Origin of the sequence: Streptomyces sp. SID14478 (genome assembly GCF_010548525.1) — a bacterium.
GTDB lineage: Bacteria > Actinomycetota > Actinomycetes > Streptomycetales > Streptomycetaceae > Streptomyces.
Window position 1 is genome coordinate 1 of the sequence record NZ_JAAGMG010000986.1, and the last position, 15,032, is coordinate 15,032.

Here is a 15,032-nt window from a genome sequence, read left to right on the forward strand (position 1 = left end):
CAGGCACCGTCGGCGCAGCGTCCCGGTGCGGGACCGCTGCCCGGCGCCCGCGTGCGCCACTGGATCGAGATCAACGGCACCCGCCACCAGATCTCCCGCCCCACCCTCGTGCTGGGCAGATCCACCGAGGCGGACGTACGGATTGACGACCCCGGCGTCTCCCGCCGGCACTGCGAGATCCGGACCGGAACGCCCTCGACGATCCAGGATCTGGGTTCCACCAACGGCATCGTGGTGGACGGGCAGCACACCACCCGCGCTACGCTCCGCGACGGCTCGCGGATCGTCGTGGGCCAAACCACCATCGTTTACCGGCAAGCCGAAGGGTGAAGCGGGGGCAATGTCAGAGCTGACCCTGACGGTCATGCGGCTGGGTTTCCTGGCCGTTCTGTGGCTGTTCGTGATCGTGGCCGTCCAGGTCATCCGAAGCGACCTGTTCGGTACGCGCGTCACGCAGCGCGGTGCGCGCCGCGACAGCGCGCGTCCGCAGCAGACCGCACGCCAGGCTGCCGCCGCGCCGCCGCCACCGCGCCAGCAGCAGGGCGGTGGGCGGCAGCGCCGTGGTGCCCCCAGCAAGCTGGTCGTCTCCGAGGGAACCCTCACCGGGACGACGGTGGCGCTGCAGGGGCAGACCATCACGCTCGGCCGCGCGCACGACAGCACGATCGTCCTGGACGACGACTACGCGTCCAGCAGGCACGCCAGGATCTACCCGGACCGGGACGGCCAGTGGATCGTCGAGGACCTCGGGTCCACCAACGGCACGTATCTCGACCGGACCCGTCTCACGACGCCCCAGCCGATCCCGCTGGGCGCGCCGATCCGCATCGGCAAGACCGTCATCGAGCTGCGGAAGTAGTGCTACATCATGAATGAGCGGAGCGAGCGAGCCGACGCGGCGGTCCTGAGCCAGGACACCGGCGCGCTCCCGACCGGAGGGTGGGCACCGTGCGGATGTACCCGGAGTCGGAATCAACGGGGCAGGTGCGCATGAGTCTGTCACTGCGCTTCGCCGCCGGATCGCACAAAGGCATGATCCGGGAGGGCAACGAGGACTCCGGTTACGCCGGCCCCCGCCTCCTCGCGATCGCCGACGGCATGGGCGGCCAGGCCGCCGGCGAGGTGGCCTCGTCCGAGGTGATCTCCACCATCGTCGCGCTCGACGACGACGTGCCGGGTTCCGACATCCTGACCTCCCTCGGCACCGCCGTGCAGCGGGCCAACGACCAGCTCCGCATGATGGTCGAGGAGGACCCCCAGCTCGAAGGCATGGGGACCACCCTCACCGCCCTGCTCTGGACCGGCCAGCGCCTCGGCCTCGTACACGTGGGCGACTCGCGTGCGTACCTCCTGCGGGACGGCGTCCTCACGCAGATCACGCAGGACCACACCTGGGTGCAGCGCCTCGTCGACGAGGGCCGCATCACCGAGGAGGAAGCCACCACCCACCCGCAGAGGTCCCTCCTCATGCGCGCGCTGGGCAGCGGCGACCACGTCGAACCGGACCTGTCCATCCGTGAGGTCCGCGCCGGCGACCGGTACCTGATCTGCTCCGACGGCCTGTCCGGCGTCGTCTCCCACCAGACGATGGAGGAGACCCTCGCCAGCTACCAGGGCCCGCAGGAGACGGTCCAGGACCTCATCCAGCTGGCGCTGCGCGGCGGCGGCCCCGACAACGTCACGGTGATCATCGCGGACGTCCTCGACATCGACAGCGGGGACACCCTCGCCGGCCAGATGTCCGACGCCCCCGTCATCGTCGGCGCGGTCGCCGAGAACCAGCACCAGCTCCACGACGGCGGCGCCATGGAGACCCCGGCCGGACGCGCCTCGGGACTCGGCAGGCCCGCCCCCTCGGGAGGCGGCGGCGGCGAGTTCGGGCCGCCCGGCAGCGGCGACACCACCGGATACGTACCCGAGGGGGGCTTCGGCGCGTACAGCGACGAGGACTTCGTCAAGCCCAGCCGCGGCCGCAAGTGGATCAAGAGATCGCTGTACACCGTGCTGGCCCTCGCCGTCATCGGCGGCGGCCTGTACGGCGGATACCGCTGGACGCAGACCCAGTACTTCGTCGGCTCGAACGACGAACACGTGGCCCTCTACCGCGGCATCAACCAGGACCTGGCCTGGGTGAGCCTCTCCAAGGTGGAGAAGGACCACCCGGAGATCGCACTCAAGTACCTGCCGCCGTACCAGCAGAAGCAGGTCGAGGCGACCATCGCCGAAGGTGACCTGGCAGCCGCCCAGGACAAGATCGACGAGCTTTCCGCACAGGCCACGGCATGCGAGAAGCAAGCCGAGCGCCAGAAGGCCGAGAACGAGAACAACGCGAAGACCGGCGAGGGCGAAGCCGGCGGCACGACGACCGGGGGCACCGCCTCCCAGACGTCGCTGCGCAAGGTGACGCCCAGCCCGAACCCGTCGAACTCGCCTTCCGGCAAGTCCAAGACCTCTCCCACGCCCACCCCTGGCCCCACTCTCTCCGAGGAAGAGCAGCAGCTGGCCAAGGCGTGCGCACAGCAGTAGAGCCGTTGGGGGCCTCAGCACGCCATGAGTAGTAGTTCTTCCACGACCCATACGTCGACCATCGGCGCGATCGGTGCACCCAGCCGCCGCAACACCGAGCTGGCGCTCCTCGCGTTCGCCGTGGTCATCCCCGTCTTCGCGTACGCCAACGTGGGCCTCGCCATCGACGGTTCGCTGCCCGCCGGCCTGCTCGGCTACGGGCTCGGCCTCGGCCTGCTCGCCGGCGTCGCCCACCTCGTCGTGCGCAAGTTCGCCGCGTACGCGGACCCGCTGCTGCTGCCGCTCGCGACCCTGCTCAACGGGCTGGGTCTCGTCGTCATCTGGCGGCTCGACCAGTCCGACCGGCTGCAGCGCCTGGGCAAGCTCGCCTACGGCGCGTTCAGCCCGTCCGCACCCAAACAGCTGCTGTACTCGGCGATCGGCATCGCCCTGTTCGTCGCCGTACTGATGTTCCTCAAGGACCACCGCATCCTGCAGCGCTACACCTACATCTCGATGGTCGGCGCGATCATCCTGCTGCTGCTGCCGCTGGTGCCCGGCCTCGGCCAGAACATCTTCGGCGCGAAGATCTGGATCCACATCGGCGGCTTCTCCATCCAGCCCGGCGAGTTCGCGAAGATCGTCATCGCGATCTTCTTCGCCGGCTACCTGATGGTGAAACGGGACGCACTGGCCCTGGCCAGCCGCCGCTTCATGGGGCTGTACCTCCCCCGCGGCCGCGACCTGGGCCCGATCATCGTCGTCTGGGCGATGTCGATCCTGATCCTCGTCTTCGAGACCGACCTCGGTACGTCCCTGCTGTTCTTCGGCATGTTCGTCGTGATGCTCTACGTCGCCACGGAACGCACCAGCTGGATCGTGTTCGGTCTGCTGATGTCCGCGGTCGGCGCGGTCAGCGTCGCCAGCTTCGAGCCGCACGTGCAAGAACGCGTGGACGCCTGGCTGAACCCGTTCTCGGACTCCGTCATCGCCTCCACCGGCTCCGACCAGATCGCCCAGTCCCTGATGGCGTTCGGCTCCGGCGGAGTACTCGGCACCGGCCTCGGCCAGGGCAACTCCGACCTCATCGGCTTCGCCGCCAACTCCGACTTCGTCCTCGCCACGTACGGCGAGGAGATGGGCCTGGCCGGCGTCATGGCCGTCCTGCTCATCTACGGACTGATCGTGGAGCGCGGCGTACGCACCGCCCTCGCCGCCCGCGACCCGTTCGGCAAGCTGCTCGCGGTCGGCCTCTCCGGCGCCTTCGCCATCCAGGTGTTCGTCGTCGCCGGCGGCGTCATGGGTCTCATCCCGCTGACCGGTATGACGATGCCGTTCCTCGCGTACGGCGGTTCCTCCGTCATCGCCAACTGGGCGCTCATCGGCATCCTGATCCGCATCAGCGACACCGCCCGCCGCCCGGCGCCCTCGCCCGCACCCAGCCCCGACGCCGAGATGACCCAGGTGGTCCGACCGTGAACAAGCCCCTGCGCCGTATCGCGATCTTCTGTGGTCTGCTCGTCCTCGCCCTGCTGATCCGGGACAACTGGCTCCAGTACGTCCAGGCCGACTCCCTGCAGACCAACGAGAAGAACCGCCGCGTCACCATCGAGCGCTACGCCCAGCCGCGCGGCGACATCATCGTCGACGGCAAGCCCATCACCGGCTCGAAGGCGACCTCCGGCACCGACCTGAAGTACAAGCGGACCTGGAAGGACGGGCCCATGTGGTCACCCGTCACCGGATACGCGTCACAGATCGTCGGCGCCACCCAGATCGAGTCCATCGAAGACGGCATGCTGACCGGCAACGACGACCGGCTCTTCTTCCGCCGCACCCTGGACATGATCACCGGCAAGAAGAAGGAGGGCGGCAACGTCGTCACCACCCTCAACGCCCGCGCGCAGAAAGCCGCCTACGACGGCCTGAAGAACCGCGGCAAGGGTGCCGTCGCCGCCATCGAACCCTCCACCGGCAAGATCCTCGCGCTCGCGTCCACGCCGTCGTACGACCCCTCGGACTTCGCCGGCAACTCCACCACGGACAGCAAGACGTTCCAGAAGCTCGACAAGAACAAGGACAAGCCGCTCCTCAACCGCGCGCTGCGCGAGACGTACCCGCCCGGCTCGACCTTCAAGCTGGTCACGGCCGCGGCGGCACTGGAGAGCGGCAAGTACGACCCGGACCAGAAGACGGACACCCCGCTGCCCTGGACGATGCCGGGCACGACGACGCCGCTGCCGAACGAGGGCAACATCCCCTGCAAGGACGCCACCCTCCGGGTCGCCCTCAAGGTGTCCTGCAACACCGTCTTCGGCAAGGTCGGCGCTGACCTCGGCAACGACGAAATGGTCAAGGAGGCCGACAAGTTCGGCTTCAACAAGGAGCAGTTCGTCCCGGTCCGTTCCAACGCGTCGAACTTCGACGACGACATGAACGTCTCGCAGACCGCGCTGTCCTCCATCGGCCAGTACAACACCGCCGCGACCCCGCTCCAGATGGCCATGGTCGCCTCCGCGATCGCCAACGACGGCAAGCTCATGGAGCCGTACATGGTCGACGAGCTCCAGGCCCCGAACCTCGACACCATCGAGAAGACGGAACCCAAGGAGATGAGCCGGCCGCTCTCCTCCGAGAACGCGCAGAAGCTCCAGTCGATGATGGAGACGGTCGTCAACGACCCCGGCGGCACCGGCTCCAACGCCAAGATCCCCGGCGTCACCGTCGGCGGCAAGACCGGCACCGCCCAGCACGGCGTCGACAACAGCGAGAAGCCGTACGCCTGGTTCGTCAGCTACGCGAAGACGTCCTCGGGCTCGCCGGTCGCCGTGGCCGTCGTCGTCGAGGACAGCGCCGCCAGCCGCCAGGACATCTCCGGCGGCGGCCTCGCCGCCCCGATCGCCAAGAGCGTGATGCAGGCGGTCATCGACAGCAAGTAGCAGGGGAGAACGGGTGACCCTCGAAGGCCGTCAGGGCGTTCACCGCTCTTTGTGAGCCCGGTCACCCGTTCTTCACATAGACGCACGTGGCGATACCGGTCCTGTCACGGCTCCCGGTGGTGGCCAGGTCACGTGGGGCAGGCCGGGTACGGTATGCCCGGACAGCACACCGCCCGACCCCGAACGGGACGGTCGGGACCGACGGAGAGGGCTGGTAGGTAACCATGGAAGAGCCGCGTCGCCTCGGCGGCCGGTACGAGCTGGGCCAGGTGCTCGGCCGTGGTGGCATGGCGGAGGTCTACCTCGCGCACGACACCCGGCTCGGCCGCACCGTGGCGGTGAAGACGCTGCGGGTGGACCTCGCACGCGACCCGTCGTTCCAGGCCCGGTTCCGCCGGGAGGCCCAGTCGGCCGCCTCGCTCAACCATCCCGCGATCGTGGCGGTGTACGACACGGGCGAGGACTACGTCGACAACATCTCCATCCCGTACATCGTGATGGAGTACGTCGACGGATCCACGCTCCGCGAACTGCTGCACTCCGGCCGCAAGCTCCTGCCGGAGCGCGCCATGGAGATGACCGTCGGCATCCTCCAGGCCCTGGAGTACTCGCACCGCGCAGGCATCGTCCACCGCGACATCAAACCGGCCAACGTCATGCTGACCCGCAACGGTCAGGTCAAGGTCATGGACTTCGGCATCGCCCGCGCGATGGGCGACGCCGGCATGACGATGACGCAGACCGCGGCGGTCATCGGCACGGCCCAGTACCTCTCGCCGGAGCAGGCCAAGGGCGAACAGGTCGACGCCCGTTCCGACCTCTACTCGACCGGCTGCCTGCTGTACGAGCTGCTGACGGTCCGCCCGCCGTTCGTCGGCGACTCCCCGGTCGCGGTCGCCTACCAGCACGTACGCGAAGAAGCGCAGGCCCCCAGCGTCTTCGACCCCGAGATCACGCCCGAGATGGACGCCATCGTCCTCAAGGCCCTGGTCAAGGACCCCGACTACCGCTACCAGTCGGCCGACGAGATGCGCGCCGACATCGAGGCCTGCCTCGACGGGCAGCCCGTCGCCGCGACCGCCGCCATGGGCGCGGTCGGCTACGGCGGGACCGACGGATACGGAGCCGACCAGCAGACCGCGATGCTGCGCCCGCAGAACGGCGGCGGGGCCCCGACGTCGATGCTGCCCCCGGTCAACCCGGACGACGGCGGCTACGGCTACGACGACCGCCCCGACCGCCGCAAACAGGGCAAGAACCGCACGTCGACGATCCTGCTGGTACTCGCGGGCATCCTGGTGCTCGTCGGCGCGGTCCTGATCGGCAAATGGATCTCCAGCGGCAACGGCGGCAGCAACGACAAGATCGAAGTGCCGGCCCTGGTCGGCGAGACGTTCAAGGACGCCGAGCAGAAGGCGGGCAACGTCGACCTGAAGGTCGTGCGCGGCGACAGCATGGAGTGCGAGGACCAGCCCAAGGGCAAGGTCTGCAAGCAGAGCCCGGCAGACGGCACGAAGATCGACAAGAACGGCACGATCACCGTCAACATGTCGACGGGCGCCCCGAAGATCTCCGTGCCGGACGTCACGGGCCTGGACTACGACGAAGCCTCCTCCCAGCTGAACGACAAGGGCTTCACCAACATCAACAAGCAGACCAAGGAGTCCGACCGCAAGGAAGGCACGGTCATCTCGCAGGACCCCGACAGCGGCAAGGTCGAGAAGGGCACCGAGATCACGCTGACCGTCGCCAAGAAGAAGGCACTGGTCACCGTCCCGCAGGTCGCCGACGGCAGCCTCAGCTGCGACGACGCCAAGGCCAAGCTGCAGGAGGCCGGCCTCAAGGGCACCTGCAGCGAGGAGGAGAACACCACGGTCGACCCCGGCAAGGTGTTCGCCCAGAGCCTGGGAGCCAACACGCAGGCCCAGCCCGACTCGACGGTGACCCTGAAGGTCGCGAAGGCCGCGGCGCAGAAGCCGGTCCCGGGCGTCCAGGGCCAGAAGCTGTCCGATGCCAAGAAGATGCTGCAGGACGCGGGCTTCACCAACATCCAGGTGACCGGCGACCAGGACGACAACGCCCGGGTCGTGACGCAGACCCCGGCCGCCAACACTCCGTCCGACCCGGCCAACACCACGGTCGCCCTGACCACGATCGGTGGCGGCGGAGGCAACGGCGGCGATGACGGCGGCGGCAACGGCGGCTTCATCGGCGGCAACGACGGCTGACCCGCCCGCCCGCCACTTCACGGAGAAGGCCCTGCACACCCTCGCGAGGATGTGCAGGGCCTTCTCCGTGCTCATCGCCAAATGACCAACGCAGTCTGGACGCGGGCGAGGAAGCGGGCCCCGTAGAGAACACACCGCGTCAGGGCCATTCTCCGTCCGGGCAGTTCCGGAAACACAGCCTCCAGAACACAGGAACGAGAGTCGTCAGTATCTTCATATGTCCCGACTCGTTGACCAGGTGCGGTGGAGTGACCCAACTCCCCGGACCGAAAGGACACTTGAGGTGATCACCGAGACGGCGCTACTCGAATCAAAGACCCTGCGCGACAGCGTGCTCGACCGCACGGACATCCTCGACAAGGTGAAAGCCCTGTCGCTGCTGCCGGACGGGACGCATGTGACGACGGCGATGGTGGCGGTGTACTTCGAAGTAGCCGAGCGAGTGATCAATCGCTTGGCACAACGCCACCGGGCCGAGCTGACTGCGAACGGTCTGCGCGTCCTGCGTGGTGAGGAGCTGGCCCGCTATAAGGGAGACACCCTGTCTCTCTATCCCGAAAGTTATCCACAACCCCGCTCCAGCCTGGCCCTTTGGCCTCGCCGAGCCGTCCTCAACGTCGCCATGCTCCTGCGCGACAGCGACGTGGCCCGCCAAGTCCGCACGTACCTCCTCGACACGGAGTACCTGGCCCGGACTCAACCGGATCCGGTCAACGACCTGAACGCCCGCATCGACCAACGCATCGCCGCGACTCTCGGCAAGACCGTCGTTCCCATGTTCAACGCCCTGATCGAGACATCAAGCGAACATCACCGGGAACTGATCGCTCTACGCGCTGGGGTCCAGCACATCGAGCGGCGTCTCCGGCAGCACCATGCTCGGCTGCAGAGGCTGGAAGAGCCTCTGCAGGAGCTGCCGCTCACGAAGGCCATGACTGCGATGGACGCCATGAACAGCCGCGAGTTCGAACAGCACATCGCCTCGCTCCTGCTCCGCGACGGCTGCGCCGACGTCGTCGTACAAGGCGGCCGAGGAGACCGAGGCATCGATGTCACCGCACTCACCCCTGACGGGCGACGCGTGGCCGTCCAGTGCAAGAGGTTCGCTCCCTACCTCTCCATCACCAGCCCCGACGTCCAAAAGTTCATCGGGGCATCGAAGGTGCTGTATGCCTCGGAGGTAGCCCTCTTCGTGGCCACCTGCCCCTTCACACCAGACGCTCTGAACGTAGCTGCCGAGGGAGGCATCACGGCCGTGCACCGAGGGCTGCTGAACGAGTGGAGCACAGGTACTCCGCTGAAGGTCCTCGAATAAGCACCACAGAAGCGAGCAAGGGGCTCGAAGCCGCAAGGGAAAGTTGCGGCTTCGAGCCTCGCTCATGCTAGGCGCAACAGTGCCCCGCCCTACCGCAGTTCCTTCGGCGGCGTCCGGTCGCTGTCCACCTTGTCGACCCGCTCCAACTCGCCCCACACCACGTACCGGTAACGCGACGTGTAGACCGGCGTGCAGGTCGTCAGCGTGATGTAGTGCCCGGGCTTCTTCTTGCCCGACTCCTTGGGGACCCGGCCGAGGACGTCCACGTTGTACTTCGAGGTCTCCGGAAGGATGTCGTAGACCTTGTAGACGTACCACTTGTCCTTGGTCTCGTAGACGACCGCGTCGCCCTTCTTGATCTTGTCGATGTTGTGGAACTTGGCACCGTGCCCGTCCCGGTGCGCGGCCAGCGAGAAGTTCCCCTCCTTGCCGGTGTCCGGCAAGGTCGCCTTCACGGGGTCCGTGTAATAGCCGGCCACGCCGTCGTTGAGCACCTTCGACGAGGTGCCCTTCTCGACCAGCACCTCACCCTTGTTCATCGCCGGTACGTGCAGGAACCCGATGCCGTCCTTGGTGTCCAAGGCTCCGGGCCCGGTGCTCTGCTCCCAGTGGTCGCGGACCTTGTCACCCTGCTTGTGCGCGGCGCGGTCCGCGACGACGTTCGTCCACCACAGCGAGTAGACGACGAACAGGCCGAGCAACAGCCCCGCCGTGATGAGCAGTTCACCGAAGACACTGACGGCCAGCGCGATGCGGCCGCGCCGGGGCGAGGGGGCCTTCGGCTCGGCCTCTTGCGCATGTTCGGTCTTCGCTGCCACTGCCTCGTGCCCCGTCCCTGTGCCCGTCATGCCGCTGCCGCTGGTCGCCTACTCGACGAGGGCGTCCGGCTTCCCCTTGCTCCGCGGCCGCTCCTCGACCATCTTGCCCCAGACGATCATTCGATACGTACTGGTGAATTCCGGAGTGCACGTCGTCAGAGTGATGTAACGACCCGCCTTGGTGAATCCGGAGCCCGCGGGGATCGGATTGAGCACCGACGTGTTCGACGGCGACGTCTGCGGCAGCCTGCTCGCCATCTTGTACACGTAGTACGTGTCCTGCGTCTCGACCACGATCGGATCGCCCGGTGCGAGACGGTTGATGTAACGGAACGGCTCGCCGTGGGTGTTGCGGTGCCCGGCGATCGCGAAGTTCCCCGTCTTCGCGTCGGGCATCGGCGTCGGAACACTGTCCTTGTCGTAGTGCCCGACCATGCCCTTGTCGAGGACCTTCGGCTTGCTGATGCCCTCGGCGATCGGCACCACGACGTCCAGCTTCGGTATGTAGAGGATCGCGAAGCCCTGCCCCGGCTCGAACGAGTCCGGCTTGCCCTTGCCGCTCGCCCAGTCGTCCTCGAGGTGGTGGCGGGCGCTGCCCGCGAGGCTGTGGGCCCTTATGTTCGACCACCACAGCTGGTAAGTGACGAAGAGCAGCATCAACACCCCGAGAGTGATGAACACTTCGCCGATCGCACGGCTCGCCACGACCCCCGCCGTGGGCTTGGCCGCCCGCGCCGCCTGACGGGCCTCGACACGCGTCAGGGGCTTTCCGTCGTCCTCCGCGGAGGTTCCGGCGTCCTGGGACTCCAGAGCGCCCCCCGCACGCCTCCTGCCGCCTCCGCCCTTCTTGGCGGCCTTCCTGCGCGCCGCCCGGCCCCCGGTGACGACCGGCGCCTCGGACTCCTGCGAGGAATCCCGCTCGGGGGCGGCTATTCGCCGCGTGTCGGCGGTGCGCAGCGCGACCGTCTCGTCGTCCCGTACGGGCTCCCTCACGGCCTCCTGCGCTCCGGCCGCGGCGTCGCCGTACCAGTCCTGCGCATAGCCCTCGGGGTCGTACCACTCGGGCTCCGGCTCGACCCGTTGCGATTCGACCCGCTGCGGCTCCACCGGCTCGGGTTCCTGAGAACCCGCGGCCCGGAACCACGGCGACGGATGCTGCCCCGGCAACGGATCGTTCAGCGGATCGTCGAGGTGACGCACGGCCTCCTCGAACCCGCCGGCGCCGCCCTGCTCGGGGCGCAACGCGGTCACGCCGAGGCCCTGCCCACGACCGGGGCCAGCCCGGCCGACCGCGCGACCGCCTCCTTGTCCCCGCACTCGGCGAGCCAGTTCGCCAGCATCAGGTGCCCGTGCTCGGTGAGGACGGACTCCGGATGGAACTGGACGCCCTCGACCAAAAGTTCACGGTGCCGCAGCCCCATGACGATGCCGTCCTCGGTCCGCGCCGTGACCTCGAGCACGTCCGGTACGGTCCCCGGCTCGGCGGCCAGCGAGTGGTAGCGGGTCGCGGTGAACGGGTCGGGCAGACCGGCGAAGACGCCCCGACCCTCGTGCCGGACCAGCGAGGTCTTGCCGTGCAGCAGCTCCGGCGCCCGGTCCACCACACCGCCGTACGCGACCTGCATCGACTGCATCCCGAGACAGACACCGAAGACGGGCACACCCGTCGCCGCACAGTGGCGCACCATCTCGATGCACACACCGGCCTGCTCGGGAGCGCCGGGACCGGGCGACAGCAGCACCCCGTCGAAGCCGTCCTGCGCATGAGCGGTGGTCACCTCGTCATTGCGCAGCACCTCGCACTCGGCGCCCAACTGGTACAGGTACTGGACGAGGTTGAAGACGAAGCTGTCGTAGTTGTCGACGACGAGAATGCGCGTCTTCCGGGTCTCTCGCGTGCTCACTGGCCGTCCACCGTCACATCGTTGAAGGGCAGCAGCGGCTCGGCCCACGGGAAGACGTACTGGAACAGGACGTAGACGACAGCGAGGATCAGCACGATCGAAATCGCCGCCCTCAGCAATGCGTTCCCCGGCAGATGCCGCCAGATCCAGCCGTACATGCCGGTCGCTCCCCTTCGGTTCTCCTCAACACCCTCGCCGCACGGCATCAACCGTCGCCGTACTGCACCAGACTAACGGCGCAGCGCCTCCGGTTTCCCTGCCTCCACAGGCTGAGTGGAATCCAAGTGCGCCCAGACGATCAACCGGTGGCTGTGCCCCCACTCCGGCTCGCACGTGGTGAGGGTCAGATAGCGGCCCGGCTCCCTGTATCCGGACTTCTGCGGCACGGGATCGATGACGTCGATGTCGCTCGGCAGCGTCTTGTACGGCTTCGTGTCGATGCGGTACGTGAACCAGGTCGTCCCGTCGGTCAGCACGACCGCGTCCCCGGGCCGCAGCTTCGGGAAGTCCTTGAACGGATCGCCGTACGTGCGCCGGTGCCCGGCGACCGCGAAATTGCCCTTCTGCCCCAGCTGAGCGGTGCCGGAGTAGTGACCGAGCCCCTTCTTCAGGGTCCCGACCTTCGTGTCCTCAAGGACCGGCTTGTTCCACGTGAAACCAAGCCGTGGGACGTACATCACGGCGAACGGCTTGCCGTCCTTGTACGCGGCCGGCTTCGGCGGCGAGGAGTCCGCCGCGCCGGAAGAGGTCTTGCCAGGAGAGGGCGTACCAGGAGAGGGGGACGCGGTGGCGACGGGTCGCTTGGCCCACTGGTCCTGGAGGTCGTCGATCTGATGGTCCATCGCACTGTCGGCCTTCACGCCGGTCCAGAACAGCACATACACGACGAACAGCACGATCACGGCGCCGACGGTGATGCACAGCTCGCTGAACGTCCGGACGACGACTCGCACCGACACAGGCCCCCCAGGCGACTACTCCACGGGCTTCGCGTAGTGGAGATCCACTGTGCCCGAGTAACCGGGAAGAGTCACCGCCCCGTCATCGTCGACTTTCCACCCGAGCCCGTAGGCATTGACGTAGAGCATGTAGTTCTGGATCTCGGGCGAGGCCGCCACGGCCTGCTGGAGCTTCTCCGGGTCACCGACCGCGGTGATCTTGTACGGAGGCGAGTAGACACGGCCCTGGAGGATCAGGGTGTTACCCACGCAGCGCACCGCCGACGTCGAGATGAGGCGCTGGTCCATGACCTTGATGCCCTTGGCGCCGCCGTGCCACAGCGCGTTCACCACGGCCTGGAGGTCCTGCTGGTGGATGACCAGGTCATTGGGCTGGGGCTCCGGGTAACCGGGGAGCTTGGCGGTGGCGTTCGGCGGGGCGTCGTCGAGCGTGACGGAGACGCCCTGACCCTTGAGCTTCTTCGTCCCGGAGGCCTTCTCCAGGGCGTCGAGCTTCTCGTCCTCCGCCTTCGTGGACCCGTCGTCGCGCTCGGCCAGCGCCTCGACGTCCCCCCGCGCCCCACCGTTGGCGTCGTTCAGTTCCTTGTTCTTCCGGCTGCGCTCCTGAATGAGGTCGGAGAGCTTCAAGAGCGACGCATCCGTACGGATATTGGTGCCCTTGGCCGTATTGAAACTGGTGAAGAAGATGAGCCCGGCGAGGGCGAAAACGCCCACGGTGAGCACACGTACGGGCCGGAAATTACTCAACGTACCCTTATCTCCTTCAGCGCCTCGGAAGCACTACGCTAACGGACGCCCGGGGGAGCGCGAGGAGCCCTCAGAACTTCCCCTTGTACGCTGCTCCGGAGCCAGCCAGCCCATGTCCCCTGCGCGGCCACGCAGCGCATCGACAGGAGAGACCCTCGTGCCGAAGTCACGTATCCGCAAGAAGGCCGACTACACGCCCCCGCCGGCGTCGAAGCAGGCAGCCAACATCAAGCTGACCAATAGGGGCTGGGTGGCCCCGGTGATGCTGGCGATGTTCATCATCGGGCTCGCCTGGATCGTCGTCTTCTACGTGACGGACGGCTCCCTGCCGATCGACGCGCTCGGCAACTGGAACATCGTCGTCGGCTTCGGCTTCATCGCTGCCGGCTTCGGCGTCTCCACGCAGTGGAAGTAGCGCACGGCCACCCTGTTCCACCAGCTCTGCCCCGAGCTATCCACTGAGTTATCCACAGCACTGTCCACAGTGGGGAAAAGGTCAGACGATCTGTGGATAACCCACTGGGTGTTGACGCCGGTGTGACCGGCTCAGTGCCGCTCGACCACCTGTTCGCCCCTTGTCCTTCCTGGGAAAACCCAGGTCAGCGACAAGGGGCACAGTTGTTCCCCACGACATGCACAAGATCCGGCACGCGCTGTGGACAACTGGGCTCACCATCGGTGCCCAAGCGGGCTCAAGTGAGCTGCGCGGTCCGCACGACGACCGTCACGACCACGGCCACGAGGACCAGCGCACAGGTCCCGTACTGGACGAGGGCGCGGCGCTCACGGGGCGCGTGGATCATGGCGTACCCGACGACGAGCCCCCCGACGAGACCGCCGATGTGGGCCTGCCAGGCGATGTTGGACCAGCCGAACGTGATGACCAGGTTGATCACGAGCAGCGCGATGACCGGCCGCATGTCGTAGTTGAGGCGGCGCATCAGGAGGGCCGTCGCGCCGAAGAGCCCGAAGATCGCGCCCGAGGCGCCGAGGGAGGGCTGGTTGGCGGCGGCGAGGAGGTAGCTGAGGGCGCTGCCCGCGAGCCCGGAGACGAAGTAGAGGGCGAGGTAGCGGGCGCGGCCGAGCGCGGCTTCCAGCGGGCCGCCGACCCACCAGAGGCTGAGCATGTTGAAGGCGATGTGGATATAGCTGCCGTGCAGGAACATCGCGGTCAGCAGCCGGTACCACTGCCCTTCGGCGACGCCTTCGGGTCCGCCCAGCGACGGCACCCAGGCGAGACCGAGCATCTCGAAGCGGTCGGTGAACCTGTCTCCGGCCGCCCCGGCCATCTGCACCACGAACGCGGCCAGACAGAGGCCGATCAGGATCTTCGTGACCAGCCGCGGGTCCGCCGCGACGGTGCCACCGGCGACCGTGCGCGGCTGGTTGGCGCTCGGGGCGTGCCCGGTCCCCGATCCGCTGCGTACGCATTCCGGGCACTGGAAGCCGACTGATGCGCTGACCATGCAGTCCGGGCAGATGGGCCGCTCGCAGCGGGTGCAGCGGACCCCGGTCGGCCGGTCCGGGTGCCGGTAGCAGCCGGGCAGGCCCTGGGCGTCCTGCGGTTCCTGCGGGCTGCCGGGCGCCTGGTCCATGGCGGTCGTCCCCTTGCCTGAA

At 67.7% G+C, this 15,032-nt stretch carries 15 protein-coding genes; 8 read left to right on the plus strand and 7 right to left on the minus strand.

The window, feature by feature from the left end:
• The 7 genes from G3I40_RS31435 to G3I40_RS31465 all read left to right on the plus strand — a co-directional run.
• Positions 1-330, plus strand: a 330-nt coding sequence (locus G3I40_RS31435) for an FHA domain-containing protein (RefSeq protein ID WP_164306008.1), incomplete at its 5' end; no start/stop codon positions are given.
• A 10-nt stretch (positions 331-340) separates the two neighbouring features.
• The gene (locus G3I40_RS31440; RefSeq protein WP_164306009.1) at positions 341-859 is read left to right on the plus strand and encodes an FHA domain-containing protein; all 519 of its coding nucleotides are present in this window, start codon (positions 341-343) and stop codon (positions 857-859) included.
• Positions 860-990: 131 nt separating this feature from the next.
• Positions 991-2,526 carry a Stp1/IreP family PP2C-type Ser/Thr phosphatase gene (locus G3I40_RS31445; RefSeq protein ID WP_239092048.1) on the plus strand — a complete coding sequence of 512 codons (1,536 nt, stop codon included), beginning with the start codon at positions 991-993 and terminating at the stop codon, positions 2,524-2,526.
• A gap of 24 nt (positions 2,527-2,550) precedes the next feature.
• Entirely contained in the window at positions 2,551-3,984 is a 1,434-nt protein-coding gene (locus tag G3I40_RS31450) for an FtsW/RodA/SpoVE family cell cycle protein (protein WP_164306010.1), read from the plus strand.
• A complete protein-coding gene (locus tag G3I40_RS31455; RefSeq protein WP_164306011.1) occupies positions 3,981-5,444 on the plus strand; it encodes a penicillin-binding protein 2 in 1,464 nt (487 codons plus the stop codon). Before G3I40_RS31450 ends, G3I40_RS31455 begins: the two co-directional genes overlap by 4 nt.
• 224 nt (positions 5,445-5,668) lie before the next feature.
• Complete coding sequence (pknB, locus tag G3I40_RS31460) at positions 5,669-7,672, plus strand: Stk1 family PASTA domain-containing Ser/Thr kinase (RefSeq protein ID WP_164306012.1); 2,004 nt, start codon at positions 5,669-5,671, stop codon at positions 7,670-7,672.
• Between the two features lie 283 nt (positions 7,673-7,955).
• Positions 7,956-8,987 (plus strand): restriction endonuclease, encoded by a 1,032-nt coding sequence (locus tag G3I40_RS31465; protein WP_164306013.1) that lies wholly within the window; start codon positions 7,956-7,958, stop codon positions 8,985-8,987.
• A gap of 89 nt (positions 8,988-9,076) precedes the next feature.
• On the opposite strand, the gene G3I40_RS31470 is transcribed toward G3I40_RS31465, so the two are convergent.
• The 6 genes from G3I40_RS31470 to G3I40_RS31490 form a co-directional block, all read right to left on the minus strand.
• Positions 9,077-9,805 (minus strand): class E sortase, encoded by a 729-nt coding sequence (locus G3I40_RS31470; RefSeq protein ID WP_343245075.1) that lies wholly within the window; start codon positions 9,803-9,805, stop codon positions 9,077-9,079.
• Positions 9,806-9,853: 48 nt separating this feature from the next.
• Positions 9,854-11,056: a class E sortase gene (locus G3I40_RS31475; protein ID WP_164306015.1), complete on the minus strand. Its 1,203-nt coding sequence runs from the start codon at positions 11,054-11,056 to the stop codon at positions 9,854-9,856.
• Positions 11,053-11,709: an aminodeoxychorismate/anthranilate synthase component II gene (locus tag G3I40_RS31480; RefSeq protein WP_164306016.1), complete on the minus strand. Its 657-nt coding sequence runs from the start codon at positions 11,707-11,709 to the stop codon at positions 11,053-11,055. Before G3I40_RS31480 ends, G3I40_RS31475 begins: the two co-directional genes overlap by 4 nt.
• A complete protein-coding gene (locus G3I40_RS46650) occupies positions 11,706-11,867 on the minus strand; it encodes a hypothetical protein (RefSeq protein ID WP_203645118.1) in 162 nt (53 codons plus the stop codon). The genes G3I40_RS31480 and G3I40_RS46650 overlap by 4 nt, the downstream gene beginning before the upstream one ends.
• Before the next feature lie 72 nt (positions 11,868-11,939).
• The gene (locus tag G3I40_RS31485) at positions 11,940-12,662 is read right to left on the minus strand and encodes a class E sortase (RefSeq protein ID WP_164306017.1); all 723 of its coding nucleotides are present in this window, start codon (positions 12,660-12,662) and stop codon (positions 11,940-11,942) included.
• A gap of 21 nt (positions 12,663-12,683) precedes the next feature.
• Entirely contained in the window at positions 12,684-13,415 is a 732-nt protein-coding gene (locus G3I40_RS31490; RefSeq protein WP_164306018.1) for a DUF881 domain-containing protein, read from the minus strand.
• A 157-nt stretch (positions 13,416-13,572) separates the two neighbouring features.
• On the opposite strand from G3I40_RS31490, the gene crgA reads away from it, so the two are divergent.
• Positions 13,573-13,830 (plus strand): cell division protein CrgA, encoded by a 258-nt coding sequence (gene crgA / locus G3I40_RS31495; protein ID WP_164306019.1) that lies wholly within the window; start codon positions 13,573-13,575, stop codon positions 13,828-13,830.
• 277 nt (positions 13,831-14,107) lie between these two features.
• On the opposite strand, the gene G3I40_RS31500 is transcribed toward crgA, so the two are convergent.
• A complete protein-coding gene (locus tag G3I40_RS31500; RefSeq protein WP_164306020.1) occupies positions 14,108-15,010 on the minus strand; it encodes a rhomboid family intramembrane serine protease in 903 nt (300 codons plus the stop codon).
• Positions 15,011-15,032 lie beyond the last annotated feature (22 nt).